This is a genomic window from Palleronia sp. LCG004, from assembly GCF_032931615.1.
Classification (GTDB): domain Bacteria; phylum Pseudomonadota; class Alphaproteobacteria; order Rhodobacterales; family Rhodobacteraceae; genus Palleronia.
Window position 1 is genome coordinate 2,928,498 of the sequence record NZ_CP136759.1, and the last position, 25,588, is coordinate 2,954,085.

Below are 25,588 nucleotides of genomic sequence, written 5' to 3' on the forward strand. Positions count from 1 at the left end.
GCGCGGCAACGATTTGGTAAGGCCCGGAGGATAGCAAAGGCGCACGTGAACCTGGCTTCAGAAGGAGCTGACATGCGCGTGATCGCGACCCGAGCCGCCAGTCATGGCGAACGCCGCCCCTCCATTGCGGGACGGCCGTTCGCGTACCGCGCGGAGCGCGTGGAATGAAGCTGTCGTTGCAGACGGTCTTTCAGCCGACGATCCTGCTTGCGCTCGCGCTGATGGCGGTGATCGTGATGATGATCCTGCCGGTTCCGTCATGGGTCCTCGACGTCGGGCTGGCGGCGTCCTTCGCGCTCGCCATCCTCATGTTCACGACGACGCTCTTCATCGAGCGCCCGCTGGATTTCTCGGCCTTTCCGACGATCCTGCTCGCCTCCCTGATGCTGCGGCTGTCACTCAACGTATCCTCTACCAAGCTCATCATCGGCGAGGGGCATACCGGCACCGGGGCCGCGGGCGAGGTCATCCAGGGCTTCGCGCTCTTCGTCATGGGCGGCAGCGTGCTGATCGGCCTTGTCGTGTTCGGCGTGCTGCTGATCGTGAACTTCATGGTCATCACCAAGGGGGCCGCGCGGATGGCCGAGGTCGGCGCGCGGTTCGCGCTTGACGCGATGCCGGGCAAGCAGCTCGCCATCGACGCGGACATGAGCGCGGGGGCCATCGACCACGCGGAAGCCAAGGGCCGCCGCGAGACCGAACAGCAGGAGACGACCTTTTTCGGATCGCTCGACGGTGCGTCGAAATTCGTGAAGGGCGATGCGGTCGCGGGCCTTCTCATCACGCTGCTGAACCTCGTCATGGGGCTCATCATCGGGATCACGATCCACGGCATGCCGATCGGCACCGCCTTCGAGACCTACGCGATCCTGACCGTCGGTGACGGGCTCGTCACGCAGATCCCCGCCGTCATCATCTCGATCGCCTCGGCGCTGCTGCTGTCGCGGGGCGGCACGACAGGGTCGACCGACCTCGCGATCTTCACGCAGCTGAGCCGGTACCCCTCGGCGCTCAAGACGGTCGCCGTGCTTCTCGGCCTCTTCGCGCTGGTGCCGGGCCTCCCGTTCCTGCCCTTCATGCTGGGCGCGATTGCGTTGGGCTATGCCGGGCATCGCGCCGCCAGGATCGCCCAGAAGCAGGACGTCGCGCAGGACGTCGCCACCACCGATCATGCCCCCGAGCGGATGCGCATGGGCGATATCCTCGATCTCGACGACATCCACCTCGAATTCGCGTCAAACCTCGTTCCCATGGTGCTCGACCCGGCGAGCGGGCTCGACGCACGGATCGGCAACATGCGTCAGCACGTGGCTGCACGCTATGGCCTGATCCTGCCCGAGATCCGCCTGACCGACGACGCAGCGTTGCCCGACGGCACCTACATCATCCGCGTGCATGGCGTGGAGCGCGTGCGCGACCGGCTGCATCCGGACCAGGTGCTCGCGCTTCTGTCGGACGGCATCGACGACCTGCCTGCGGGGCTCGACGTGAACGAACCCGTCTACGGCGCGCCCGCCCGCTGGCTGCCCGCCGACCGGCAGGACGACCTCGCGATGTCGGGCATGACGATCGTGACGCCGCCCGAAGTGCTGGCCACGCATCTGCTCGAGGTGATCAAGCGCGAATTCCCCCGCCTGCTGACGCTGAAGGCGCTGCGCCGGCTGCTCGACGAATTCGTGGAACTGAGCGATGCCAACCGCGCGCAGGCCAACCGCAAGCTCATCGACAGCCTCATCCCCGACAAGGTGCCGATGGAACTGCTGCTTGCCGTGCTGCGCCTGCTGCTGGAAGAGCGGGTGTCGATCCGCAACCTGCCGCTCATCCTCGAGACGATCGCCTCGGCGCGCGGCACGAACGTCACGACCGAAGGCATCTGCGAGGCGGTCCGCCAGCGGCTGGGCTTCCAGATGGTGGCCGAACTCAAGCGTCCCGACGGGACCGTCCCGCTCGTTCAGCTCGCCCCCGAATGGGAGCAGGTCTTCTCGGCCCATCACATGGACGGAGACGACAGCGGCATGAACGTCGCCTTGCCGCCAGAGGATTTCAACCGCCTCGCCAGGAACGCGGCCGAGCGTCTGGGCGAGATCTCGGGCGAGGGGACCTTCGCCGCGGTCATCACCTCCTCGCGGCGCAGGCGCTATATCCGGATGGTGCTCTCGGCGCGCGGCATCGCCAACCCGGTGCTGAGCTTCGAGGAACTCGGAACAGACGCGCAACCGGCCCTCGTGGGCGTCGTCGCGGCATGATCCAGGGGCTGACCGCGCTGACCGAACTCGCCAGTCTGAACCTGGCGGCGGCCTTCGCGGTCTTTCTCAGGGTGGGGGCGATCATGGCGCTGCTGCCGGGCTTCGGCGAACAGTCGATCCCGGTCCGCGTGCGGCTGGTGATCGCGCTGGCCTTCACCGTCATCACCGCGCCCGCGATCGCGCCGACGCTGCCCTCGGCTCTGCTCGACCGGATCGGTCCGGCGATCGGGGCCGAGGTGGTGATCGGTCTGTCGCTCGGCGCGACGCTGCGGCTCTTCGTGATGGCGCTGTCGATCGCGGGCTCGATCGCGGCGCAGAGCGTGTCGCTGGCGCAGATCCTGGGCGGTGCCGGGGTCGATCCGCAACCGGCGATCGGACATATCATGGTCCTCTCCGGCCTGACGCTCGCGATCATGATGGGGCTGCACATCAAGATCGCGCAGCTCATCATCTATTCCTACGAATTGATGCCGCCCGGGCAATGGCCCGACGCGGCCGACATGCTCACCTGGGGGGTGGATCGCGTGGGCAAGGCGTTTTCGCTGGGCTTCACGCTCGCCGCGCCTTTCGTGATCATCTCGATGATCTACAATCTTGCGCTCGGCGTCATCAACCGCGCGATGCCGCAACTCATGGTGTCGTTCGTGGGCGCGCCCGCGATCACGGCGGGCGGTCTCATCGTGCTCGCCATGTCGCTGCCCTTCGTGCTGCAGGTGTGGCTGTCGCTCATGGATCAGTTCATCGTCGACCCGACGGGTGCGCCGCGATGAGCGACGAGCAGGACGACGACGACAAGCAACACGACCCGAGCCAGAAGAAGCTCGACGACGCGCGCAAGAAAGGCGAGGTGCCGCGCTCGGCCGACCTGATCACGACGGGCAGCTATGCGGGACTGCTGCTCGCGGCGGTGGGTGCGGGCGGCTACACGCTGACCAGGATGGGCGAGACGCTGATGCCGCTCATTTCTCGGTCGAGCACGCTCGCGCGCGAGATCGACCGCGGCGGGGGGGCGACGCTTGCCGGCACCCTTCTGGGCGAGGTCGGCTTCGCACTCGCGCCGTGGATGGTGTTGCCGCTGGCGCTGGCGCTCGTCTCGGTCATCGCGCAGCAGGCGCTACTCGTGACGGGAAGCAAGCTGCAGCCCAAGCTCAACCGGATCTCGATTCTGGGGAACGCCAAGAACAAGTTCGGACGCAACGGCCTTTTCGAGTTCGCGAAATCGACGAGCAAGCTGCTGATCTACACTGTGATCCTCGTGTGGTTCCTCATGTCGAAGATGCCCGAGATCATGGCCTCGGTCGCGCTGTCTCCCGAGCCGGTGGTGGGTCTGCTGATGGAGCTGTCGGTGACGTTCCTAGGGATCGTGCTGCTGATCTCGATCTGCATCGGCGGGATCGACTTCTTCTGGCAGCGCGCCGAGCACATGCGCAAGAACCGCATGTCGCACAAGGACATGAAGGACGAGCACAAGGACAGCGAGGGCGACCCGCATACCAAGCAGCAGCGCCGTCAACGCGGCTACGAGATCGCGATGAACTCGATGCTGTCGGCCGTTCCAGAGGCATCCGTGGTCGTCGTGAACCCGACCCACTATGCCGTTGCGCTCCAATGGTCGCGGAATTCACCCGGCGCACCCGTCTGTGTCGCAAAGGGCGTCGACGAGGTCGCGCGCAAGATCCGCGAGGCCGCGACCGAGGCGGGCGTCCCGATCCACAGCGATCCGCCCACGGCGCGGGCGATCCATGCCACGGTCGATGTGGGTGCCGAGATCGAGCCCGAGCATTTCGCGCCCGTGGCGGTTGCGATCCGTTTCGCGGAGGAGATGCGCAGAAAGGCGGCACAGCGATGAAGGACAGCGAGCGTTTGAAGGCGATGGTGGGTCTGGCCGAGATCGTGCGCGATCGCGAGCTCGCCAAGGTCGAGAAGATCGTGGGGCACATGCGCCGGATCGAGGGCGACATCGCGCAGCTTCGCGAAGCGCGCGACGCGCGGCTCGGGGACGATACGCTCGATGCCGCGCGGCTCAGCGGAGCGGACATGGCCTGGCTCGGCTGGACCGAGGATCAGCTCAGTCGCAAGCTCGCCCAGCTCGCCACGCTGCGCGCGACCCACGAAGAGGCTCTGAAGGCCGCCCGGCAGGCTTTCGGCCGGTCTGACGTGCTCGGCAAGCTGGCGAAGGCCGCCCCCGGCAAACGGTGACGCGGATCCGCTCGGCTTGGGTCGTGGAGGTGTCAGCAGGACGATGAAGGACGATGATCCTCACGACGCCGGGGCGATCGGGCAGATTGTCGTCTCGGTTCGACTTGCGGAGGGGAGGCACATCTGCCGCGTGATCACGCGGGGGCCACGGATCCTCGGCGATCCCGGCACGGAGAGATCCGCTCCCGCCCCGCCATTCGATGGCGAAGCGGAAGCGGTGCGTCAGGCGATGTCCTGACGGTTGATCTCGAGCACGAGGACGTCGCGGATGCCCTCGGGGAATTGCTGTCTCGCCGTCTCGAGAAAGCCCCGGCGCAGCGTTTCCATGGATCCGTTCGATGTGAACGACCCGTCGAACCCGCCGATATTGGCATGGTCGAGCATTACCCGCAGGAACCCGTCGCGAAGCTTGGGCGTGCGGGCCAGGATCGCGTCCTGCAGGCCGGGGGCGGTTTCGACCGACAGGGTCATCACGACGAGCGACTTGACCTTGTCGCCCTCGATCACCGGCACGACGAACTGATCGGCCAGCCGGACGAATTCGGAATCGGCGGCGGGCATAGTGCTTTTCTTGGCGGGGGCGGCCCCGGCACCGTGGTCGTCCACCGCGTTGGGGTCGATGCCGCAAGGGCCCCCCTCGCCGGCGGCGAGTTCGGCATCGTGCCCGCTTTCGGGATCGGCCTCGGGGCGCAGGGCCACGCCCGCGCCCACGCCCGCGCCGAGACCGACGAGGACGAGGACGATTGGAAGGAGTTTCGCGATCATCTTTCGGTCCCGTTTCAGAAGGGCAGGAGGATATCGGCGATCTGCTGGCCGTAGCGCGGCTGCTGAACGTCGGTGATCTGGCCTCGGCCGCCATAGGAGATGCGCGCGGCGGCGATCTTGTCGTAGGCGATCGTGTTCTGGCGTGAGATGTCCTCGGGGCGCACGAAGCCCGTCACGATGAGCTCGCGCACCTCGAAGTTCACACGCACCTCCTGGCGCCCCTCGATGGCGAGCGCGCCGTTGCTGAGAACGTCCGTCACGGTGGCCGCGACGCGCAGGGTCAGCTGTTCGTTGCGGCGGACGGACCCGTCGCCGGCGCTTGCGCTGCGCGAATTGGTCGAGATCGCGTCCGCCATCTGGGCGCCTTCGGGAAGGCTCCGGTTGATGCGCTGCGGGATGCCGACCATCGAGGGGATGCCCATGTTCTCGGATCCGGAACGGGTTCGCTCGGAGGAGTTCGAGATCTCGGCCCGGTCGTCGATCTCGATCACGACGGTGACGATGTCGCCACGCGTCTCGGCGCGCCGGTTGCCCAGAAGCGATCCGCGCTGCCCGGTCCAGAGCGAGGCCTGATCGACCGTGCGGTCGGGCTCGAGATAGCGGGGCAGGCCGGGGCTGCGCATCGCGGCGAGCTCGGGGCTCGTCACGACGGGGCTGAGCTCGGGCGTCTTGCCGACGTCCTTGATGCGTCCGCAAGCGGGGATCGTCAGCAAACCCATGCATACTGCAATGAGACCGTAGCGGATCATTTCATAACTCCATCGACGAAGATGCTGCCGTCCTCGGTCACGGTGCCGAAGACGGTGTTGCGCGAAGTGAGGTTCATTGCCCGGATGCGATCGCCGACGCCCGCGCGGTCGAGTGCGCGGGCCTCGGTGCTGATCGTGATCCCGGCACTCGAGAAGTTCATCGTCACGATCTCGTTGCGCTCGATGATCGCGGGCGGGCCGACATCGCCCGAGCGGATCGGGCGGCCGGCATAGAGCGTGACGCGGGCCTCCTGACCCAGCAGCGCATCTGCATCCTCGATGGCACCGGCGGCGTCGCCCGGTGCCGTGGACAGGTGTTCGGGTTCGATGATGGTCTTGGCGCGGATCGTCTGCGCCGCGACGATCATGTCGGCGGAGGCGGGGCCCGCCGCGACGAGGCAGAGGAGGATCGTCCGGATCATCGGATCTGCGTCGTCGCGCCGAGCATCTGGTCGGCGGCGGTGATCACCTTCGAGTTGAGCTCGTATCCGCGCTGGGCCTCGATCAGGTGGGTGATCTGGCGCACCGCATCGACCGAACTGTTCTCGAGATAGCCCTGGCGGAACATGCCGAGGCCGTCCTGGCCCGGATCTCCGACGATTGCGGGCCCGGAAGCCGGGCTCTCGACGAAGAGGTTCGAGCCAATCGCCTCGAGGCCCTTCACGTTCGAGAAGCTCGACAGCGTGAGCTGGCCCAGGAGCTGCGGATCGACCTGATCGCGGAAATACGCATAGACCTCGCCGTCGCCATTGATCGAGATCGACATCGTCTCGACTGGGATGACGATGTCGGGGGCGACGGGGTGGCCGTCGGAGGTCACGATGAGGCCCTCTCCGGTGCGCTTGAGCGCGCCGTCGCGGGTATAGGCCGGGTCGCCGTTCGGCAGCGTCACCTCCAGAAAGCCCGCGCCCTCGATCGCGACGTCGAGATCGCCTCCGGTTTGGTCGAGCGTGCCCTGTTCGACATCCATGCTGATCGCCGCCGTGCGCACGCCGAGGCCCAGCTGCACGCCGGTCGGAAGCTGCGTGCCGGTCGTCGACGAGATCGTGCCGGGGCGGCTGACCTGCTGATAGTGCAGGTCGGCGAATTCGGCGCGGCGGGCATTGTAGCCCGTGGTGTTCATGTTGGCGAGGTTGTTGGAGATCACCTCGACGCGGGTCTGCTGGGCGGACATGCCGGTGGCGGCGATGGAAAGGGCACGCATGGAAGGCTCCTTTAGCGTCCGAGAGTGGTGAGGACGGCGCGGATCCGGCCATCCTCCTTTTCGAGGAAGGACTGGCCCATCTCGTAGGCGCGCTGCACTTCGATCATGCGGGCGATCTGCGCGATCGGATCGACGTTCGACCCCTCGAGATGACCCTGCAGGATCACGCCGTTCTCGACCGCGACGGGGGCTGCGGTCAGGTCGAAGAGCACGCCCTCGCGGCGGGTCACGTCGGTGATCTCGCCCGGCCGCCAGAGGCCGAGCTGCGCGATGGGCTGGTCGTCGGCGCTGATCGTCCCGTCGGATGCGACCGAGATCGCGGCGTTGGGCGGGATGAAGATTGGCGCGCCGCCCGCATCGAGCACGCGCAGGCCGTCGGCGGTGACGAGCTCGCCCTCGGCAGAAGGCGTGAAGTTGCCGGCCCGCGTCAGGGCCTCGCCGTCGGGCGTCTCGATCAGGAAATAGCCGTCGCCCTCGATCGCGAAGTCGAACTTGCCGCCCGTCGCCGAGACACCGCCCTGGATGTCGGAATTATAGAACGTGTTACCCTCGGCCATCGACAGGGACGGCGCGTCGTCGCCGTCGAGGCGCTTCACGTGCTCGGAGAACACCATGTTCTCGGACCGGTAGCCCTGCGTGGCGCTGTTGGCGACGTTGTGCGCGATCATCTGCATCTCGCGCATCAGTCCCGACTGGCGGGTAAGGGTCGTGTAGCCTGCGTTATCCATGGCTCAACCTGCGGCAATAAGCGGAATGATCGTGTTGTCGAAGAAGGACACCAGCGTCTTGGTCATGAACCCCATTGTGATCCAGAAGACGCCGACGATGGCGAGAAGCTTCGGCACGAAGGTCAGCGTCATCTCCTGCACCGAGGTCAGCGCTTGGAAGAGCCCGATGGTGAGCCCCGCGACCAGCGCGACCGCCAGGATCGGGGTCGAGATCGTGACCGAGACCCAGAGCCCTTGGCGGAGCGTGTCGTAGAAGATGGTTTCGTTCATGCCGGTCAGACCGGCATGCGGAGGATTTCCTGATAGGCCTCGACGACCTTGTCGCGCACCGTCACGGCCGTATCGACGGCGAATTTCGATTCGGCCATCGCCTGGACCAGAGCGTGGGTATCGGCCTGGCCGACCAGCGCGGCCTTCGCGGTCTCTTCGGTCTTCTGCAGCGTCGCCATGAAGTCGGAGGCGGCGGCACCGGCGGCCTCGACGGTCGGATCGGGTGCCGTGGCCGGGCGGGACGCAGTGTATCGCTGTGCTGCGAGGGCGGCATTGATGTCCATTCTGGACTCCTTCGAAATGTAAGGTCGTGGCGTTAGCGGCGGAGTAGCTCGAGCAGCCCCTGGTTCATCTTGCGGGCCTGATCGAACATCTTGAGGTTCGCGTCGTAGGATCGCTGCGCCTCGCGGGCGTCCGCGATCTCGACGATGAGGTCGACATTCGATCCGGCGTAATTCCCGTTCTCGTCTGCAAGTGGATGGGCCGGATCGTGGATCTGCGGCAGTTCCGCCTTGGAAAGCTGGACGCGCCCGGCCTCGACGCCGCCCGTCTGCATGAGCGTCTCGAAGGCCATGGTCTTGCGGCGATAGCCGGGCGTGTCGGCGTTGGCGATGTTCTCGGACGTGTGGCGCAGCCGTTCGGCCTGCGCCTGCATGCCCGATGCGGAAATGGAGAGCGTACCGAGGATGTCGGCCATTGCGGAACCTCCCTCAGCCCGTCCGGCCGAGCGACGTGCGCAGGATGTCGCGCGCGCTCGAATAGATGGAAAGTGCCGTCTGGTGCTGCTGTTCGGCCTCGGTCGATTGCATCATCTCGTTCTCGAGCGAGACATTGTTGCCGTTGGGCGAGCCTTCGGTCGTGCGTTCGATGACGGCGAAACGATCGGAGGCCGCCCCGCCGGAAGCGGGGAGATGTCCGGCGCGCGTCGTCCGCAGCTCGATTCCGAGCGCGTCGAGGCTCTCGGCAAAGCTCGCGAGGTCGCTCGCGCGGTAGCCGGGCGTGTCGGCATTGGCGATGTTGCGTGCGATCAGCGTCTGGCGATTGGCCGCGTGGCTCGCGGCGTCGTGCACCATCTTCATCAGGCCGGTCTGTATCATCTGTCCCGGATCCTCCGTTCAACTGAAACGAAGGTTTAACGGTGATTCCTTTACAAACGGTTGCAGAAGCCAGAAGGGATCGTACGCATGTCGCGGATCAGTTTCGAGAATGTGGAAGCGAGCGTCAGGGACCTGCGCGTATCGCGCGCGATGGGCCGGATCTCGTCGGTGGGCGGCGGTTCGGTCAGGGTCGCGGGGCTGACGCGTGCGGCCGCGATCGGCGACCTGGTCCGGCTCGACGCGGCGTCTGGCCCGATCGGGGGCGAGGTCATCGGCATCGACGCCGAGGGTATCACCGTTCTGACCGACGCGACGCCGCGCGGCCTCGCCATCGGAACGCGGGTCGTCCATCTCGGGCCCGCGACGCTCAGCCCCGACGATTCGTGGGTCGGCCGCATCATCGATCCGCTCGGGCGGCCGCTCGACGGGCGGCCGCTGCTGCCGGGGACCACGCGCCGCGGGATCGACGGCGACGCGCCCGAAGCCGCGACGCGCCGGGGTCTGGGTGCACGCCTCTCGACGGGGTTCTGCGTCTTCAACACGTTCCTTCCGCTCGTGCGCGGACAGCGGATCGGCCTCTTCGCGGGGTCGGGCGTGGGCAAGTCCACGCTGATGGCGGGCCTCGCCCAGAAGGTGCAGGCCGACATCACGGTCATCGCGCTCGTGGGCGAACGCGGGCGCGAGCTGCGGGAATTCACCGATCGCGTGCTGGGCCCCGAGGGCATGGCGCGCTGCGTCGTCGTCGCCGCGACCTCGGACCAGTCCGCATCGATGCGGCGCAGATGCGCACCCGCCGCGATGAGCGTGGCCGAACATTTCCGCGACCAGGGCAAGCAGGTGCTGCTTTTAACCGATTCTGTCACGCGGTTCGCCGACGCGCATCGCGAGATCGCGCTGACGCAGGGCGAGCAGCCGTCGCTGCAGGGTCATCCGCCCTCTCTCGTCCCGCTCATCACCGGGCTATGCGAGCGCGCGGGCCCGGGATCGATGGAATGCGCGGGCGACATCACCGCGATCTTCACCGTTCTCGTGGCAGGGTCCGACATGGAAGGGGCGGTGGCCGACACACTGCGCGGCGTGCTCGACGGGCATGTCGTTCTGGACCGGCAAATCGCCGAGCGGGGCCGCTTTCCGGCCATCGACCTTCTCAGATCCGTGAGTAGGGCATTGCCGCATGCGGCGAGCGATCAGGAAAACACGCTCATCGCCGAAGGCCGTCGCCTAATCGGTGCCTTCGAGCGGGCCGAGATGATGATCCAGGCCGGGCTTTACGCGAAGGGAAGCGACAAGACGATCGACTCGGCGATCCACGCGCATCCGCTGCTCGACAACTTCATCGCGCAGTCGGAAACGAAGGATGTGCATGGCAGTTTCGTGTCGCTCGCGCGCTGCCTGTCGCGCAAGTCCTGACCGGCCAGGGTTGGTCACGCCCGGACGTTCGCACCCGGTGCGGGATCAGCTCGACAGAAGCGACAGGGCGATCGAGGCCGGGCTGTTCCCGCCGGACCCGTTCTCCATCTGCGCTCGGATGAGATAGAGTTCGCGCATCTTGTCCTGCAGCTCGGGATCGGCGAAATCCGCGACCTCGGAGACGCCGAAGACGCGCTGGGCGCGGTCGCGGAACTGGTTCAGCTGCTGATCGAGATCGAGCATGCCTACCGATTTCGGCAGGCCGAGCGCCGTCTCCATGACGGTCCGCAAGGGCGTGTTGGCCATGACCGAGAACCACGCGCCGTCTGCCGACCCTTTTTTCGAGGTGATTTCTTCGAGGTCGCGGGACATTCCCATCGCCAGGCGCATGTCGGTCGATTCCTGACCCACCGCGATTTCGAACTGGCGTTCGTTGTAGGCATCGACGATGCGGTCGGCGAACCCCTTCTCGCCGATTTTGGGACCGAAGGGATCGCCGAATCCGAACGCCTTGGAGAAGGTCTCGTACCGCTTGTCGGCGAAGCGCGACGTCATCGAGGTCTTTGACGTGGTATCCGAGGTCAGCATCTTCTCGATCAGAAACTTATTGTTGATGTCCTCGTCTAGACCGAAGGCCCCGAGGGCCACTTCAAGCAGTTGGCGATCCTTCACCAGTTCCTCGGCCGAGCCGATCTTGCCGATGCGCTCGCGGAACGCATCGGTGTTGCGCTTGATCACGGCGCTTTGCTGGAACGCTTCCTGCTGCGTTTCGCGGGTGCGCTGCAGAAACGACCAGCCCGTCGGGCCGGAGAAGGGAACGACGGGCTGGAAGGTCATTCTGCTGCCACTCCGAGCAGGCGATCCTCGAGCGGGAGGAGCTTGCGCAACGATTTAAGGATGTAATAGGGCTGATTTTCCTTCACGGCACTCAGCGCCTCGCCCAGGACGATCCGGCTGTCGGGGTCCTTGAGGACGTCCATCAGCTGATTGATCCCCTTGGCAAGTTCGACGCGTGCGAATGCCATGTCCTGATCTCCCGACAGGACCAGCTGCGCGACGTAGCACAGCTTGCGCACCGGCGTCTGCGCTTCGTCGGGGTGGATCGCGTCGCGCAGGCGCAGGATGTTCGCACCGGGCGTCTTGATGTTGAGGCGGGACCGGCGGTTGCCGTTCTCGATCACGGCACCGTTGATCAGGACACGCTCGTTCGGTCCCAGCTTGAGGACGAGGCCGCTCATCGCGGTGCCCCCTGCTGGCGCAGTCCGCGCATCATGGTCGTGTTGATGTCGATGAGGATGTCGATCGGAGCCTTGTCCTTCAGGACCTTGCTCGTGTGCTTGTCGGTGAAGACGGCAAGCGACAGGATATCGGCGCGAAGGGCCGGGGGAAGGGCATTGGCGGCGTTCGACAGATCGGCGGCGAGGATGCTCCACAGATCGCGGTTCTTTTGAAGCGCATGCGCCTTTTCCACGAAGGAATCCGCGGATTTCAGATCGGAAGTGATCCTGGCGAAGGCATCGTATTCCCGATTTGACGCCGTGCGGATCGGCGCGTCGCTGGATGCGTAGGCATTTTTTGCCATCAAGGATGTGTTCACGTCTTGTCCTTTTTAAGACGGGCGTGGTCGCTGCCACGTAATGCGAGACGGGGAGAGCGGGGCGCGCCCGTTCAGGCGCGCCCCGCCCGGGAGCTATTAGCGGAAGAGCGACATGATCGCGCCGGGCGCCTGGTTGGCGATCGACAGCGACTGGACACCCAGCTGCTGCTGGGTCTGCAGCGCCTTCAGGCGGGCAGAGGCTTCTTCCATGTCGGCATCGACGAGCGAGCCGATACCGGATTCCAGCGAGCTCGCCAGCGAACCGATGAACTCTTTCTGGCTGCTGATGTTCTCGGCGGCCGAACCCAGGGTCGCGGCACCAGCAATGGCCACTTCAAGGAAGGCTTCGATTTCGCCGAGCGCGGTACCAGCGGTCGTGGCATCGGTGATCCCGGTGATCGTGGTGGGATCGATATCCGCCTCGAAATCGACGGACGTCACCGTGATGGTGTTGGCCGTCGTCGTGGCCGTGCCGTTCGTGCGGTCGAGCGACGCCAGCGCAGAGAACGTCGCGCCGCCGTTGCCGATATCGGTTTTCAGCAGGTTGATGCCGTTCATCTGCGTGCCGTTGATCACCGAGGTCAGTTCCTCGGCTTTCTTCGCCATCTGCGCCTGAACCTTACCGAAATCGGTGCCGTCGGTCATGGCACCGGCAGCGAGGTCCTTCATTTGCGTCAGGATGTCGGCAACACGCTCCGCACCGGCAAGACCGGTCGACACCGTGGACTCGGCGACGCCGAGGCTGTCCTTCACGACCTTGAACGACGACACGTCGGTTTCCATCGTCTTGGACACGGCCCAGATCGCGGCATTGTCTTTCGCCGAGGAGACTTTCTTGCCGGTTGCGATCTCGTTTTGCGTCGCTTCCAGGCTGTTGTTGGTGGCACGCAGGGTTTGCAGAGCCGTCATCGCGCCGTTGTTGGTCAGAATGCTGGTCATGAACTTATTCCTTATCGTAGGCAGGCGCTTTTGCGCCAAAAATTGATCGGCGGCCTTTTGTCGGGCCGCCAGGAAAGCCATTCTGAGCTGAAGGAACCGGTCGGGGGTTCCGTCCTTCTGGACAGGGGTGTTATCCCCTCCAAGAGCTAATGAAGTGCTAAGGCCATGAGGGCACTTCGCAGGCATTTTAGCTTAAGTTTCAAAGTTCAGGCGGATGATCGGACCCTGCGCGGCGCGGGCGTCCTCGGCGTCGTGGGTGACCATGATGACGGGCAGCGCACGCGCCCGGGCCGTCGCGAAGACCATCGCCCGCGTGGCGTCTCGCCGCGCCGCGTCGAGACGGGAGAACGCTTCGTCGAGAAGCAGCGCGCGCGGCCGTGCGAGAAGCGTCCGCATCAGCGCCACGCGCGCGCGCTGACCGCCCGACAGCGTGGCGGGATCGCGGGGACCGAACCCCGCCAGCCCCACCTCGTCGAGCGCGCGCTCGATCGTGTCGCGCCGCTCGGTCCGGCCGCCGCCTCTCAGGCCGAACCCCAGATTTCCGGCGACGCTCAGATGCGGGAACAGCAGGTCGTCCTGGAAAAGGATGCCGATCTGCCGCCGCTCGGTCGGGAGGGTGCCGATATCCTGCCCGTCGAGCAGGACACGGCCCCGCGCCTCGAAGGCGGGGGCGAGGGTGCCGATGAGAAACGCGAGCAGTGACGATTTGCCCACGCCCGAAGGCCCCATGATCGACAGGACCTCGCCCGGGGCGACATGCCGGCCGATCGCGATAAGCGGTGTGCCCCCGAGCAGGATCTCGACCCGGTCGAGCGTCAGTCCCTTAGCCATGGAGCCCCCTGCGATGTCGCCAGAGCACGAGCGGCACGATCGTCGCAAGGGCAAAGGGCAGGAGCGCCGCGAGCGTCTGGGCGATACCGAAGACACCGATCGCGCGCCTGTCGCCGCTCGACGAGAGTGCTACGGCCTCTGTCGTGAGTGTGGCGACCCGTCCGCCGCCGATGAGCAATGTCGGCAGGTATTGCCCGACGCTGACCGCCATGCCGATGGCCCCCGCGACGAGGACCGGACGCAGCAGCATGGGCAAACGGACGCCCAGAAGCACGCGCAAGGGCGATGCGCCCAGCGTCGCCGCCGCAACGGCCTGCCGCCGGTCCCATGCCCGCCACGGATCCCCGAGCGAAAGGAAGACGTAAGGCAGCACGAAGACGAGGTGCGCCGCGATGACGGGCCCCGCGCCGCGATCCGCGCCGACCCGCAGCAGCAGCGTCTGGAGGCCCGGCAGGAAGGCCGTCTGCGGCACGATGAGCGGCAGGTAGAGAAGCCAGAGCCCCGTACGTCCGATGGGACGGTCGCGCCGGAATTCCGCCTCGAGGCATCCGATGGTGAGGACAAGGGCGAGCGCCGTCGCCAAGATGGCGATCATGGCAGTGTCCGACAGCGCCTGCCCGAGGCCGCCCGAATGGCGTGACCAGCTGCGCAGGGTGAGCGCGTCGGGCAGGGCCTCCGGGAAGCGCCAGATCCCGGCGAAGGACCAGAGCGCGAGGATGGCGAGGCCCGCCAGCACGAGGATCGCCGAAAGGCTCGCCAGCCCGAGTGCCGGGGGCCTCAGCGATTCGAGCCAGGCGGCGCGGCTGCCGCCCGCCGCCCAGACGAGGCCGCGCCGCGCCACGACGATCTCTCCCAGCCGCCAGAGTGCGAGCGCGCCGATGACGAGGGCGAGTTGCCAGAGCGCACCCGCGCTCGCGACGAGGCGCATCGCGAGATCCGGGTCCGACATCCAGCGTACGATCTGCACCGACAGCGTCGCGGGGGTCGATGGGCCGAGGATCAGGGCCACGTCGACGACCGACATCGAATAGGCGAGCACGACGTATACCGGCAGGCGGATCTGGGCGTAGATCGCCGGAAAGACGGTCTTGAGCCAAGCGCTCATCCGGCCGTAGCCCATGCTGCGCGCGACGAAGAGCGAGGATCGCGCGCGGACCTGGCCCAGGGCGGCCAGCGTCATCAGAAGGAGGAACGGCACCTCCTTCGCGACGAGGCCGGCCACCATCGCCGCCCCCCAGGGATCGCCCACGATGAGAACATCCGGCGGCCGCTCCATCCCGGTAAGCCATGGCGAGACGAGGCGCATCGCCCATCCAGACGGCGCAATGAGGAACGCGATGCCGAAAGCCGCCGCCGCATGCGGCACCGACAGAAGCGGCGACAGCGCCCGTTCGAGCCATGCGAAGGGCCGCGTGCCCCACCAGCCCGCGGTGATGAGCGTCACGATAACCAGCGACAGACCCGTCGCCGCGAAGCCCGTCGTGACCGACAGGAGGCTTGCGGGCCAGATTCCGGCCCAGCCAAAAAGCCGCTCCCACGCTTCGAGCGACGGCCCTTCGAAGCCCGCGGCCGGCAGATGACCGAAGGCGGGCAGGACCGCGCCCCAGAGCCCGGCGGCGACCGGGCCGAGCATGGCCAGAAGCGTCAGCGCCGGCAGCGTCCGGAGCACGGGGCCTTACTGCGCGCCGTAGCGCTCGATCCATTCCGCCTCGATCGCACTCGCCCAGCTCGCATGCGGCTCGGGCAGCGCCTCGCCCAGTTCGGCGGGCGAAAGCGTCGCGATGCCCTGGTCGAGATCCTCGAAAGCCTGCCGCATTTCGGGGTCGAGCGCGCCCATGTCGAGCACGGTGCCGTAGCCAAGTACCTCCGGATCCTGACCGCGAAGTTGAGCTTCGGGCGACAGGATCTCGTTGGCGACGACCATCGCCCCGGCCTTGGCGCTCGAGTTGTAGGGGATGGCGAGGAAGCTCACATTTCCGATCGTGCCACCCTCGGGGACGAAGGTGCGCACGCTCTCGGGCAGCTGCAGGTTGGCAATCGCCGTCGATGCCTCGCTTGGCGAAAGGCTGGGCGCGATGTCGATCTCCTCGTCGGTCAGCAGCTGGAACTGCGCGGGACCGCTCGTCGGGTAGGCCTCGCCGCCGCGCCAGAGATTGGGCCGAAGCGCGTCGAGATACTCCCAGAGCGGGGCGGTGACGGTATCGAAATCGGCCTCCTCCATGGGGTCCGACAGGACCGTGGGATCCTCGGCCTGGCTCACGAGGACCTGTTTCAGGAACGTGGTCCCGAGGAAATCGGGCGGCTGCGGATAGGTGAAGCGGCCGGGATTCTCTGCCGTCCAGTCGAGGAGCGCCTGCATGTCTGCTGGGGCGTCGGTATCGGCGCTGTCGTACATGAAGACGAATTGCGCCTTGGCCCAGGGGCTTTCCATGCCGTCGACGGGCATCCCGAAATCCGTGGTGATGGCCGGGTCGTCCGAGACGAACGCATAATTCGGAAGCTCGGTCGAGAAGGGGCCGAACAGCAGTCCCGCTTCCTTCATGGCGATGAAGTTCTCGCCGTTGATCCAGATGAGGTCGATCGCGCCGCCGTCGTCCTGCCCGGCCTCGCGTTCGCTCAGCACCCGGGTGACGGCATCGGCCGTATCGGCGAGCTTCACGTGTTCCAGCGTGACGCCGTACTCGGCCACGCGGTCGCCGATCCAGGCGATGTAATCGTTCGTCGCCGTCGATCCGCCCCAGGCATTCCAGTACACCGTCTGGCCGTCGGCCTCGGCGAGGACCGCTTCCCAGTCGGAGGGCTGCGGCTGCGCGAGGAGGGCGGCGGGCCAGGCGAGCGTCAGGGCGATCAGCGGAAATTTCATGCGTTGGGGCCTTTTCGGGGTTGGGCGAAGATCTGGCGGGCGGCCGCGACGCGCAGGATTGCCGTCGCGAAACAGAGCGTGCCGAAGATCCACGCAAGGGGCGCGAACCATTCCGGCAACAGGCAGAAGAGGACGAAGAGCACGATTGTCTCGGTCCCTTCGAGCAGGCCATTGGAGAAATAAAGCGATTTCTGGCCCTGCGCGTCCGTTTCGATGCCGTGTTTTTCGGCTAACAGGGCGAAACCCATGAAGCTGGTTCCGTTGACGTAGAAGCTGCACAGGAGGAACGTCGCGGCCAGCGCGTTCGCGGCCGGATCGTGGATCGCGAAGGCCAGCGGGATCGCGCCGTAGAAGAGGAAGTCGGAGATGATATCGAGGTAGCCGCCGAAATCGGTCTTGGATGTCGCGCGCGCGATCGCCCCGTCGAGGCCGTCGGCCAGCCGCGACACGAGAACGAGGATCAGTGCCGCGCCGAACGCGCCGCCGGCAGCACAGGAGGCGGCCCCGAGGCCGATGGCGAGCCCGCCGAGCGTGACCGCATCCGCGCCGATGCCGGTGCGGGCCAGCATCCGGCCCATCCGGTCGAGCGGTGGGTCGATCCACGGTCTGATACGCGCATCAAGCAAATCGCGCCCCCTTCGGGGCGCGATAAAGCCGCAGGATTGGATCGCGTGCAATCGCCCTTTCGCGATCGTGAGGCGTTCAGGCCCGTTTCTGGAGGCTGGTCTGTATCGGCCGGATCGTTTCCTTGAGACCGGTCGCGCTGTATGTGCGGACGGTCGGACCTTGGCGGATCTGGCGCAACCGCTCGCGTGCGGCCGAGATGCCGTCGCGGGCCGCGGCGATCAGCCGCTCGTTGCGCTCGGCCGCGTCGTGCAATTGTCGCAGCGCGCCCTTGTCGGCCCGCGCGAAATCGAGCTTTTCGGCAAGACGCTCCTTCTCGGGCGAGAGCTGCGCCGCGGCGACTAGATCGCCGCCCACCAGCAGGTCGCGCTCGCGGGCGAGTAATTTGAGCAGTTTCGTCATACGCCAATCAAGCATTGCGGGTCTCTCGCTTCAGAAGACTTTGAAAAAGGGTTTCGGCCAGTCCGATACCGCCCGATTCGACGACCTGTCGGGCATGCTCGTCGCGCATGAAGGACATGAACTGATCCTCGCCCACGCCGCCTCCGAACTCGCTCTCGAGAGCGCCGAGGCCGGCCTCCTTCAGCATTTCCGACAGGAACGACGCCTCGAGGCGCTCGGCCACGTCGCGAAGTTCCTCGATGCGCGCGGCGCTCGGGGCGGGCCTGATGCTGGCTGACGAGATCGTGTCGATCATGTGGGGGTCCCTTGCGATCCTCGGCGCCCAGAAAACGCGACGGCGGTAAAGAAACGGTAAGTAAATTGCTGAATTCTGGGCTGCGACTCGTAGAAGGCGACCCGCATGATCCAGATTGCCCAAACGCTTTCGAGCCCGGAGATTCCGGCTCGCTCCGCTTCGTTCGATCCCGCGCGATCGTCGGATGGTCGATTCGGACGGATGATCGAGGATCTTTCGCGCGAACCCCGGGGCGAGGAACGCGCGGCCGCGGTCGATCCCACTTCGAAGGAGGTCGTCGCGGGCGAGGAGGAGACTTCCGAAGCGGCCGCGACAGAAAGTTCGGCCGAGGAAGAGGTCACCCTGGACGCGTCCGAGGATGTTGAGGCCGCCGAGCCCGACCCGTCCGAGGCCGATCCGGCCGAGATTTCCCGTGAGGACCTCGTCGATCTGGTCCTTTCGCAGTTCGAAGCGACCGAGACCGCCGATCCGACCGAAACGACGGAACCCGTCGACATGGTTCTTGCCGCTGCGAACTCCGACTTGGCTATGCCGGTCGATGAATCCGCCGAGAGCGTCGAGCGCGACATCACCAAAGCCGACACCCCCGTGATCGGCATTGCGAAGACCGGCACGCCGAAGGGCGCAGCCGAAGGGGCACCAGCGTCCGGTCAAGGGGCGATCCTCACCGTCTCCGGGCCGGACGATGCGGATGCGACCGCCGCCCAGACGGCGACGCCTGCGGCCTCGGGGGTCGAACGCGCAGCTGTCGCACCTGTGCCACCGGGACCGTTGGTCGCACAGGCCCCCGCCGCACAGGCCGGCCCGCGGACCGACGCGCCGGCGCAGCCAGAGATTCGGGGCGAGGCACCCGAGATCGGGCCTGTGGCCGACGCCGAGATCCGTATCCGTCGTGCCCCCGCCGCGGCTCAGACGGCCGTTGTCGCCCCGACGATCGCACCCGCGGTCGAGGCGCGGTTGGCTCTCGCCTCCCTCGCCGGTGAGGCGAAACCGTCGGAGGCGGACCCGCGCCGTGGCCCCGACAGCGCGGTGGAAGAGATACCCATCCTCGGCGCGTCGGGATCTGCGTCCGCGACCGAGCGGGTCGAGATGGCGCGCCCGTCGGACCGCCCGCAGGCCGCGCCGCAGATCACGCTGTCACAGAACCCCGGCTTCGGATCGTCGATCGAGGCGGTCGCCGCGTCGGCGGGCGAGGTCGGTTCGGCCGATTCGGGCTTCGCACCCGAGGTCGGATCGTCGCGCGGCACGACCGCATCGCAGCAGATCCTCCACCCCGCCGCGATGGCGGCCGAACGCCCGGCAGCGGCGCAGGTGGCCCAGATCGCCGAGGCGGTGCGCGGGCGCGATACAGGCTTGATCGAAGTGGCGCTGTCGCCGGAAGAGCTCGGTCGCGTGAAGATCACGATGCAGCGCACCGATACGGGGTTCCAGATCGTCGTGCTCGCGGATCGGGACGACACGCTGAACCTGCTGCGGCGCAACGGCGACATGCTCGAATCGGCATTCCGCGAGCTCGACATGGGCGATGTGAACCTGTCCTTCGGGCAGAATTCCCAAGGCCGCCCGGCCGCTGCGACGGTCGAGGACATGATCATTCGATCGGCCGGTGCCCCCCTCATGCCCGAGATCGCCATGCCGCGACCGGCCCCCTTGCGTTCCTCGACCGGCCTCGACCGGCTCGACATGAAGATCTAGGAGATCACCAAGATGGACATCACCTCCGCCCCGCCAGCGATCTCGCGGCAGAACGCGACGCCCGCGGCCCCGGCGAATTCCGACGGCAAGCCTTCGGTCACGTCGGATTTCGACACGTTCCTCAAGATGATGACGGCGCAGATCCGCAACCAGGATCCGCTCAACCCGATGAAGTCCGAGGAATTCGCGGTGCAGCTCGCGACGTTCTCGAACGTGGAGCAATCGGTGCGGACGAACGAGCTGCTCGAGAAGATGATCTCGAGCGGGGGCAGCGACGATTTCACGGCCGTGTCGAACTGGCTCGGGCGGGATGTCCGCGCGCCGATGGACGTGCGTTACACAGGCCAGCCGATTCGCCTGCAGATCGAACCTCCGGTGGCCGGGTCGCGTCACGAACTGGTGGTGCACGATGCGCTGGGCCGAGAGGTGGATCGCCGCCAGGTGGACGAGGCCGGCGGTCCGGCGCAATGGTCCGGCACGCGCACCGACGGCCAGGCTGCGGTCATGGGGACCTACAAGTTCACGGTCGAGAGCTTCGAGGATGGCACCCTCGTCGCGAGCGAGACTCCGGCGGCCTATGCAAAGGTCGCCGAGGTGCGTTCCTCACCCACCGGTCCGATGCTGGCCTTCGATGGCGGGATGGAGATCGCGGCATCCTCCGTCACGGCCGTGCGCGACGGCAGCTGAGAACGGTCGCGCCCGGCGCTCAGAGCGCCCCGATGACGAGCGCGAGCACGGCGACCACGAATCCGCCGAACCCCGCGCCGACCGCGAGCCAGCGCATCCTGCGCGGGGCGGGCGCGATGCGCGACTGCGACTGTGCCATGAGCAGGCTTTCGGCCATGTCGGGCAGCTTGGGCCCGAAGCGCGACAGGATCACGAATGTCCGGCTCAGGTCGCGCAACATGGCCTTCGGGCCGACATTGTCGCGGATGTAATCCTCGACGACGGGCTGCGCGACGCGCCAGATGTTGATCTGCGGATTGAGAGACCGGGCCACGCCCTCGACCACGACCATGGTACGCTGCAGCAGGATCAGCTCGGTCCGCGTCTCCATCCCGAAACGCTCCGTCACCTCGAAGAGATAGCTCAGCAGCCGTCCCATCGAGATGCGCGAGGCATCCATGCCGAAGATCGGCTCGCCGACGGAGCGGAGCGCGCGGGCGAAATCGTCGATGTCGCGATCGGCAGGAACGTAGCCGGCCTCGAAATGGACCTCTGCCACGCGGCGGTAATCCTTGCGGATGAACCCGTAGATGATCTCGGCATAGACGCGGCGGGTATATTCGTCGAGCCGGCCCATGATTCCGAAATCGAGAGCGATGATCTCGCCGTCAGCCCCGATCTTGAGATTCCCCTGATGCATGTCGGCATGGAAGAAGCCGTCGCGCAACGCATGTTTGAGAAAGAGCTGCAGCACCCGTTCGCCCAGCGCATGGCGGTCGTGGCCCGCGGTCTCGATCGCGACGACGTCGCTGGCCGAGATGCCGTGCGCCCAGCCAAGCGTCATGACCCGTCGCGAGGACGCACCCCATTCGACGCGGGGCACCCGGAAGCCCTCGTCCGTCGCCGTGTTGGCCGCGAATTCGGCGGCCGACGAGCTTTCCATCCTCAGATCGAGCTCGCCCAATACGACGCCCTCGAAATGCTCGATCACGTCCATGGGCTTCAGCCGCCGCGCCTGCGGGGCCAGGAGGTCGATCACCTTGGCTGCAAGGTAGAACGCGTCGACATCCTTCTGGAACGCGCGTTCGATACCCGGACGCAGGACCTTGACCGCGACCTCCTCGCCGGTGGCGCGCAGCGTGGCCTTGTGGACCTGCGCGATCGAGGCTGCGGCGACGGGTTCGGAGAAATGCGAGAAGAGTTCGTCGGGATCGATCCCGAGCTCGGAGGCGATCGTCGCGAGCGCCTCGTCGCGAGGGAAGGGTGGCAGCTTGTCCTGCAGGACGCGGAGCTGGCCCGCGACCTCGTCGCCCACGACGTCCGGCCGGGTCGAAAGCACCTGCCCGAACTTGATGTAGGCGGGCCCGAGCGCCGAGAGCGCGCGCGTCGCGGGGGGCTGCGTCTCGTCGCCGGGATGGCCGAGCCAGGCAAAAGGCCAGCCGAGAACGCGCGCCGCCATCCTGAGCGAGGCGGGAGCCTGGAACGCGTCGAGCACGACCGTCATCGCGCCCGTCCGTTCGAGCGTCGCGCCCGTTCGAATCAGGCGCCAGATGTTATGGGGGCCACGCAAGTCTAGAGCTTCCAGCCGGAATGCAGCGCGGCGATTCCCATCGAGAGGTTCCGGTAGCGGACCTGGTCGAAGCCCGCCTCTCGGATCATGCCCGCAAAGGTTTCCTGATCGGGAAATCGGCGGATCGATTCGACGAGGTACTGATAGCTGTCGCGGTCGCCCGCGATGATCTGGCCCATCCGCGGGATGACGTTGAACGAGTAGAGGTCGTAGATCCGCTGCATCATGTCGTTCGGGATCTGCGAGAATTCGAGCACCATGAGCCGCCCGCCGGGCCTGAGCACGCGATAGGCCTCGGAAAGCGCATCGGCGATGCGGGTGACGTTCCTGATGCCGAAGCTGATCGTGTAGGTGTCGAAGCTGCGATCGTCGAACGGCAGCGCCATGGCGTCGCCCACGATCCAGTCGAGCCGCTCGCCCATCCGTTCGGCTTCGGCGCGCTTGCGGCCCTCGATGAGCATCGGCTCGGTGAGGTCGAGCACCACGGCCGAAGCCTGGGGCGCGCGCTTGAGGAACCGGAACGCGACATCGCCGGTGCCGCCCGCCACGTCGAGGAGGCGCTGGCCGGGACGAGGCGCGAGCCAGTCCATCATCGCATCCTTCCAGAGGCGATGGATGCCGCCCGACATCACGTCGTTCATCACGTCGTAGCGCGACGCCACCGACGAGAAGACGCCATGCACGCGGCCGGCCTTCTCGGCCTCCCGTACGGTCTGATAGCCGAAATGGGTGGTCGTCTCGCCGCTCTCGTCCATGTGCCGTCCTTCCGGGGGATGCGTGACTTGTCATGTAACGCCCTTGTCTCGATATATCGAGACGCCTGCCCGGAGAAAGCCTCTATGCCAGAATTGCCCGAAGTCGAGACAGTCCGTCGCGGGCTCGAACCCGCCATGGCGGGAGAGGTCATCGCACGGGCCGAGATCCGGCGGCCGGACCTGCGCTGGCCGTTCCCCGAGGGAATGGCCGAACGGCTGGCGGGTGCGCGCATCGACACGCTGGGGCGACGGTCGAAATACCTGCTTCTGCATCTCGACCGGGGCGAGACGCTGATCGTCCATCTCGGCATGTCGGGCCGCATGGTCGTCGAGGAGACGCAGCTGGGGAGGTTTCGCCGCGAAACCTCCCGGCTCGAACGGCACGATCACGTCGTGCTGCACATGGCATCGGGCACGCGCGTCGTCTTCAACGATCCGCGCCGCTTCGGAGCGATGGACCTGATCGCGACGGAACGCCTCGCGGAGCATTGGCTGCTGTCGCGGCTCGGGCCCGAGCCGCTCGGCAACGCCTTCGACGAGGACCACCTCGTCGCGGCGTTCCGCGGCCGCATGACGCCGGTGAAATCCGCGCTTCTCGACCAGAGAATCGTCGCGGGGCTCGGCAACATCTATGTCTGCGAGGCGCTGCACCGGGCGCGGATCGCGCCCGCGCGCAAGGCCGGGCGGATTGCGGCGCACCGCGTCCGCGCCCTCGTCCCGGTGATCCGTGCCACGCTCGACGAGGCGATCGCGGCGGGCGGCTCGTCGCTGCGCGACTACCGGCAGGCCGATGGCGCGCTCGGATATTTCCAGCACGGCTTTCGGGTCTACGACCGCGAGGGGGTGCCTTGCGTGACCGAGGGGTGCGACGGGATCGTGCAGCGTTTCACGCAGTCGGGGCGGTCGACTTTTCACTGTCCGCGTTGCCAAAGATAGCTTGAACGGCGCAGCGCGGCTGTTAAGGCTTTGCCCCTGACGCAACAGCGAAAGCGATTTACATGGCCTTCAAGAGCATCGTCGTCGAGATCGACGACCACGTGGCACTGATCCGCCTGAACCGCCCCGACGCGATGAATGCGCTGAATGCGGGGCTTCTGGCCGAGCTCGGCCAGGCTCTTGGCGAGGCGGACGAGAACGAGAAGGTCCGCTGCATCGTCATCACCGGATCGGAGAAGGCCTTCGCGGCCGGTGCCGACATCAAGGAGATGGCCGAGAAGAGCTTCGTCGACGTCTTCGGATCGGACCTCTTCGGGCCCGAGGTCGCCCGGATCGAGGCCTGCCGCAAACCGATCATCGCGGCCGTCGCGGGATATGCGCTGGGCGGCGGGTGCGAGCTTGCCATGATGTGCGACTTCATCATCGCGGCCGACACGGCCAAGTTCGGCCAGCCCGAGATCAATCTGGGCGTGGTCGCGGGCATCGGCGGGACGCAGCGCCTGACGCGGTTCGTGGGCAAGTCGAAGGCAATGGAAATGCACCTGACCGGCCGCTTCATGGATGCCGAGGAGGCCGAGCGTTCGGGCCTCGTCAGCCGGGTGGTGCCCGCCAAGAAGCTCATGGAAGAGGTGATGGCGACCGCGCAGAAGATCACCGAGAAATCCATGCTCGCCACGATGGCGGTGAAGGAGGCGGTCAACCGCAGCTACGAGACGACCCTCTCCGAGGGTCTGCTGCACGAAAGGCGGCTCTTCCAGTCGCTTTTCGCGACCGAGGACCAGACCGAGGGGATGCAGGCCTTCCTCGAGAAGCGCGAAGCACAGTTCCGCGACAAATAGATCGCGCCGGGCTCTTTACCGGGCGGGGGAATTCGCCTAAAGGGCACTTCTACATGCGCGTGAGACCCGCCAAGGTCGGATCGTCCCGTCGAGTGACGGGGCTTCGGGTCGTTCCGCGCGACAACGCATTTCGAGACGACCCGAAGGAAGGTACAGCATGGCGAATACGATCCAGTCGAAGAAGCGCGCACGGCAGAACGTCAAGCGTTACGACATCAACAAGGCGCGCCGCTCGCGCATCCGCACGTTCCTGCGTCGCGTCGAAGAGGCGATCGCGTCGGGCGACAAGGAAGCCGCGACGACGGCCCTGAGACTCGCGCAGCCCGAGCTCATGCGTGGCGTGACGAAGGGCGTGTTCCACCAGAACACCGCGTCGCGGAAAATGTCGCGTCTGGCCTCCCGCGTGAAGGCGCTCGGCTGAGCGTCTTGCGGCTCAAAAAACCGATCATGAAACAGGCACGCTCAGGCGTGCCTTTTTCGTTCTCGTCTGCCTGTCGAGGTAGATTTGAGACAAAGAGATTCGCGCAAAAATAGAATTCACGTCCTTTCAAAGGGCTAAAGGATTCGGGCCCGACTATCCCCGAGTCAATCCCGATTGAGCAGTTGCGGCGGTCCGAACCGGCTTGCTAACTTGGCCCTGCGATTCACGATCTGGGGGGGCATGAGGTGGCGTAAGCCGTCCGGAGCAAGGGACACGACTTAACAAACCCGCTCTGGAAACCTACTGTCGAAACGGCCGTCCGACGCCTTTTTTAGCACCGCTTTGGTGCGGCGTCGCGGAAGGGCCAGTCGACAGGCATGTCCATGACAAAATTCGCGAGAGAACTGTTGGCCCGACATTCGTCGGACCCGGTGACGCTCGTGCAATACATGCCTTGGGGCAGTCTCGGCCGTTTCACGATGCGGGC

At 66.4% G+C, this 25,588-nt stretch carries 31 protein-coding genes; 10 read left to right on the forward strand and 21 right to left on the reverse strand.

The window, feature by feature from the left end:
- Positions 1-164 precede the first annotated feature (164 nt).
- The 4 genes from flhA to RVY76_RS14330 are packed head-to-tail and all read left to right on the forward strand — an operon-like array spanning position 165 to position 4,445.
- Positions 165-2,246, forward strand: coding sequence for a flagellar biosynthesis protein FlhA (flhA, locus tag RVY76_RS14315; protein ID WP_317374880.1), 2,082 nt, complete (start codon positions 165-167; stop codon positions 2,244-2,246).
- Positions 2,243-3,016 (forward strand): flagellar biosynthetic protein FliR, encoded by a 774-nt coding sequence (locus RVY76_RS14320; RefSeq protein ID WP_317374881.1) that lies wholly within the window; start codon positions 2,243-2,245, stop codon positions 3,014-3,016. Before flhA ends, RVY76_RS14320 begins: the two co-directional genes overlap by 4 nt.
- A complete protein-coding gene (locus RVY76_RS14325) occupies positions 3,013-4,095 on the forward strand; it encodes a flagellar type III secretion system protein FlhB (RefSeq protein ID WP_317374882.1) in 1,083 nt (360 codons plus the stop codon). Before RVY76_RS14320 ends, RVY76_RS14325 begins: the two co-directional genes overlap by 4 nt.
- The gene (locus tag RVY76_RS14330; protein WP_317374883.1) at positions 4,092-4,445 is read left to right on the forward strand and encodes a hypothetical protein; all 354 of its coding nucleotides are present in this window, start codon (positions 4,092-4,094) and stop codon (positions 4,443-4,445) included. Before RVY76_RS14325 ends, RVY76_RS14330 begins: the two co-directional genes overlap by 4 nt.
- A gap of 222 nt (positions 4,446-4,667) precedes the next feature.
- Here RVY76_RS14330 and RVY76_RS14335 read toward each other — a convergent pair whose 3' ends face one another.
- From RVY76_RS14335 to RVY76_RS14375, 9 genes are read right to left on the reverse strand one after another with little or no spacing between them, the layout of a single operon-like run.
- The gene (locus tag RVY76_RS14335; protein WP_317374884.1) at positions 4,668-5,210 is read right to left on the reverse strand and encodes a flagellar basal body-associated FliL family protein; all 543 of its coding nucleotides are present in this window, start codon (positions 5,208-5,210) and stop codon (positions 4,668-4,670) included.
- A gap of 14 nt (positions 5,211-5,224) precedes the next feature.
- A complete protein-coding gene (gene flgH, locus RVY76_RS14340; protein WP_317374885.1) occupies positions 5,225-5,959 on the reverse strand; it encodes a flagellar basal body L-ring protein FlgH in 735 nt (244 codons plus the stop codon).
- On the reverse strand, positions 5,956-6,381 hold the full coding sequence (gene flgA, locus RVY76_RS14345) for a flagellar basal body P-ring formation chaperone FlgA (protein ID WP_317374886.1): 426 nt from the start codon (positions 6,379-6,381) through the stop codon (positions 5,956-5,958). Before flgA ends, flgH begins: the two co-directional genes overlap by 4 nt.
- Positions 6,378-7,163 (reverse strand): flagellar basal-body rod protein FlgG, encoded by a 786-nt coding sequence (gene flgG / locus RVY76_RS14350; RefSeq protein WP_317374887.1) that lies wholly within the window; start codon positions 7,161-7,163, stop codon positions 6,378-6,380. The genes flgA and flgG overlap by 4 nt, the downstream gene beginning before the upstream one ends.
- Positions 7,164-7,174: 11 nt before the next feature.
- Positions 7,175-7,891: a flagellar hook-basal body complex protein gene (locus RVY76_RS14355; protein ID WP_317374888.1), complete on the reverse strand. Its 717-nt coding sequence runs from the start codon at positions 7,889-7,891 to the stop codon at positions 7,175-7,177.
- A gap of 3 nt (positions 7,892-7,894) precedes the next feature.
- Positions 7,895-8,161 (reverse strand): flagellar biosynthetic protein FliQ, encoded by a 267-nt coding sequence (locus RVY76_RS14360; protein WP_317374889.1) that lies wholly within the window; start codon positions 8,159-8,161, stop codon positions 7,895-7,897.
- Between the two features lie 5 nt (positions 8,162-8,166).
- Positions 8,167-8,445 carry a flagellar hook-basal body complex protein FliE gene (gene fliE, locus RVY76_RS14365; protein WP_317374890.1) on the reverse strand — a complete coding sequence of 93 codons (279 nt, stop codon included), beginning with the start codon at positions 8,443-8,445 and terminating at the stop codon, positions 8,167-8,169.
- A 32-nt stretch (positions 8,446-8,477) separates the two neighbouring features.
- The gene (gene flgC / locus RVY76_RS14370) at positions 8,478-8,858 is read right to left on the reverse strand and encodes a flagellar basal body rod protein FlgC (protein ID WP_317374892.1); all 381 of its coding nucleotides are present in this window, start codon (positions 8,856-8,858) and stop codon (positions 8,478-8,480) included.
- A gap of 13 nt (positions 8,859-8,871) precedes the next feature.
- The gene (locus RVY76_RS14375) at positions 8,872-9,258 is read right to left on the reverse strand and encodes a FlgB family protein (RefSeq protein ID WP_317374894.1); all 387 of its coding nucleotides are present in this window, start codon (positions 9,256-9,258) and stop codon (positions 8,872-8,874) included.
- Between the two features lie 87 nt (positions 9,259-9,345).
- On the opposite strand from RVY76_RS14375, the gene RVY76_RS14380 reads away from it, so the two are divergent.
- On the forward strand, positions 9,346-10,668 hold the full coding sequence (locus tag RVY76_RS14380; RefSeq protein WP_317374895.1) for a FliI/YscN family ATPase: 1,323 nt from the start codon (positions 9,346-9,348) through the stop codon (positions 10,666-10,668).
- Between the two features lie 45 nt (positions 10,669-10,713).
- On the opposite strand, the gene RVY76_RS14385 is transcribed toward RVY76_RS14380, so the two are convergent.
- The 10 genes from RVY76_RS14385 to RVY76_RS14430 all read right to left on the reverse strand — a co-directional run bounded on the left by RVY76_RS14385 (position 10,714) and on the right by RVY76_RS14430 (position 18,219).
- Positions 10,714-11,505 carry a DUF1217 domain-containing protein gene (locus RVY76_RS14385; RefSeq protein ID WP_317374897.1) on the reverse strand — a complete coding sequence of 264 codons (792 nt, stop codon included), beginning with the start codon at positions 11,503-11,505 and terminating at the stop codon, positions 10,714-10,716.
- Positions 11,502-11,906: a flagellar biosynthesis repressor FlbT gene (gene flbT, locus RVY76_RS14390; RefSeq protein ID WP_317374899.1), complete on the reverse strand. Its 405-nt coding sequence runs from the start codon at positions 11,904-11,906 to the stop codon at positions 11,502-11,504. The genes RVY76_RS14385 and flbT overlap by 4 nt, the downstream gene beginning before the upstream one ends.
- Positions 11,903-12,265 (reverse strand): flagellar biosynthesis regulator FlaF, encoded by a 363-nt coding sequence (flaF, locus tag RVY76_RS14395; protein WP_317374900.1) that lies wholly within the window; start codon positions 12,263-12,265, stop codon positions 11,903-11,905. The genes flbT and flaF overlap by 4 nt, the downstream gene beginning before the upstream one ends.
- A gap of 96 nt (positions 12,266-12,361) precedes the next feature.
- Positions 12,362-13,204, reverse strand: coding sequence for a flagellin (locus RVY76_RS14400; protein WP_317374901.1), 843 nt, complete (start codon positions 13,202-13,204; stop codon positions 12,362-12,364).
- Positions 13,205-13,396: 192 nt separating this feature from the next.
- Complete coding sequence (locus RVY76_RS14405; RefSeq protein ID WP_317374902.1) at positions 13,397-14,035, reverse strand: ATP-binding cassette domain-containing protein; 639 nt, start codon at positions 14,033-14,035, stop codon at positions 13,397-13,399.
- Entirely contained in the window at positions 14,028-15,668 is a 1,641-nt protein-coding gene (locus tag RVY76_RS14410; protein WP_317376785.1) for an ABC transporter permease, read from the reverse strand. Before RVY76_RS14410 ends, RVY76_RS14405 begins: the two co-directional genes overlap by 8 nt.
- Before the next feature lie 42 nt (positions 15,669-15,710).
- Positions 15,711-16,898: an ABC transporter substrate-binding protein gene (locus RVY76_RS14415; RefSeq protein ID WP_317374903.1), complete on the reverse strand. Its 1,188-nt coding sequence runs from the start codon at positions 16,896-16,898 to the stop codon at positions 15,711-15,713.
- Complete coding sequence (locus tag RVY76_RS14420) at positions 16,895-17,524, reverse strand: CDP-alcohol phosphatidyltransferase family protein (protein ID WP_317374904.1); 630 nt, start codon at positions 17,522-17,524, stop codon at positions 16,895-16,897. Before RVY76_RS14420 ends, RVY76_RS14415 begins: the two co-directional genes overlap by 4 nt.
- 76 nt (positions 17,525-17,600) lie before the next feature.
- A complete protein-coding gene (locus tag RVY76_RS14425; protein ID WP_317374905.1) occupies positions 17,601-17,939 on the reverse strand; it encodes a hypothetical protein in 339 nt (112 codons plus the stop codon).
- Positions 17,932-18,219: a rod-binding protein gene (locus tag RVY76_RS14430; RefSeq protein ID WP_317374907.1), complete on the reverse strand. Its 288-nt coding sequence runs from the start codon at positions 18,217-18,219 to the stop codon at positions 17,932-17,934. The genes RVY76_RS14425 and RVY76_RS14430 overlap by 8 nt, the downstream gene beginning before the upstream one ends.
- A gap of 105 nt (positions 18,220-18,324) precedes the next feature.
- Between RVY76_RS14430 and RVY76_RS14435 the strand changes: the two genes are divergently transcribed.
- Both RVY76_RS14435 and RVY76_RS14440 read left to right on the forward strand, forming a co-directional pair.
- Positions 18,325-19,914 carry a flagellar hook-length control protein FliK gene (locus tag RVY76_RS14435; RefSeq protein WP_317374909.1) on the forward strand — a complete coding sequence of 530 codons (1,590 nt, stop codon included), beginning with the start codon at positions 18,325-18,327 and terminating at the stop codon, positions 19,912-19,914.
- A gap of 12 nt (positions 19,915-19,926) precedes the next feature.
- Positions 19,927-20,601, forward strand: coding sequence for a flagellar hook capping FlgD N-terminal domain-containing protein (locus tag RVY76_RS14440; RefSeq protein WP_317374911.1), 675 nt, complete (start codon positions 19,927-19,929; stop codon positions 20,599-20,601).
- A gap of 19 nt (positions 20,602-20,620) precedes the next feature.
- Here RVY76_RS14440 and ubiB read toward each other — a convergent pair whose 3' ends face one another.
- Complete coding sequence (ubiB, locus tag RVY76_RS14445; RefSeq protein ID WP_317374913.1) at positions 20,621-22,150, reverse strand: 2-polyprenylphenol 6-hydroxylase; 1,530 nt, start codon at positions 22,148-22,150, stop codon at positions 20,621-20,623.
- A gap of 2 nt (positions 22,151-22,152) precedes the next feature.
- Positions 22,153-22,905: a bifunctional demethylmenaquinone methyltransferase/2-methoxy-6-polyprenyl-1,4-benzoquinol methylase UbiE gene (ubiE, locus tag RVY76_RS14450; RefSeq protein WP_317374915.1), complete on the reverse strand. Its 753-nt coding sequence runs from the start codon at positions 22,903-22,905 to the stop codon at positions 22,153-22,155.
- Between the two features lie 84 nt (positions 22,906-22,989).
- Here ubiE and mutM point away from each other — a divergent pair, with 84 nt between their 5' ends.
- The 3 genes from mutM (at position 22,990) to rpsT (ending at position 25,101) form a co-directional block, all read left to right on the forward strand.
- On the forward strand, positions 22,990-23,841 hold the full coding sequence (gene mutM, locus RVY76_RS14455; RefSeq protein WP_317374917.1) for a bifunctional DNA-formamidopyrimidine glycosylase/DNA-(apurinic or apyrimidinic site) lyase: 852 nt from the start codon (positions 22,990-22,992) through the stop codon (positions 23,839-23,841).
- Positions 23,842-23,903: 62 nt separating this feature from the next.
- On the forward strand, positions 23,904-24,680 hold the full coding sequence (locus RVY76_RS14460) for an enoyl-CoA hydratase (RefSeq protein ID WP_317374918.1): 777 nt from the start codon (positions 23,904-23,906) through the stop codon (positions 24,678-24,680).
- A 157-nt stretch (positions 24,681-24,837) separates the two neighbouring features.
- On the forward strand, positions 24,838-25,101 hold the full coding sequence (rpsT, locus tag RVY76_RS14465) for a 30S ribosomal protein S20 (RefSeq protein ID WP_317374920.1): 264 nt from the start codon (positions 24,838-24,840) through the stop codon (positions 25,099-25,101).
- The last annotated feature ends 487 nt before the right edge of the window (positions 25,102-25,588 follow it).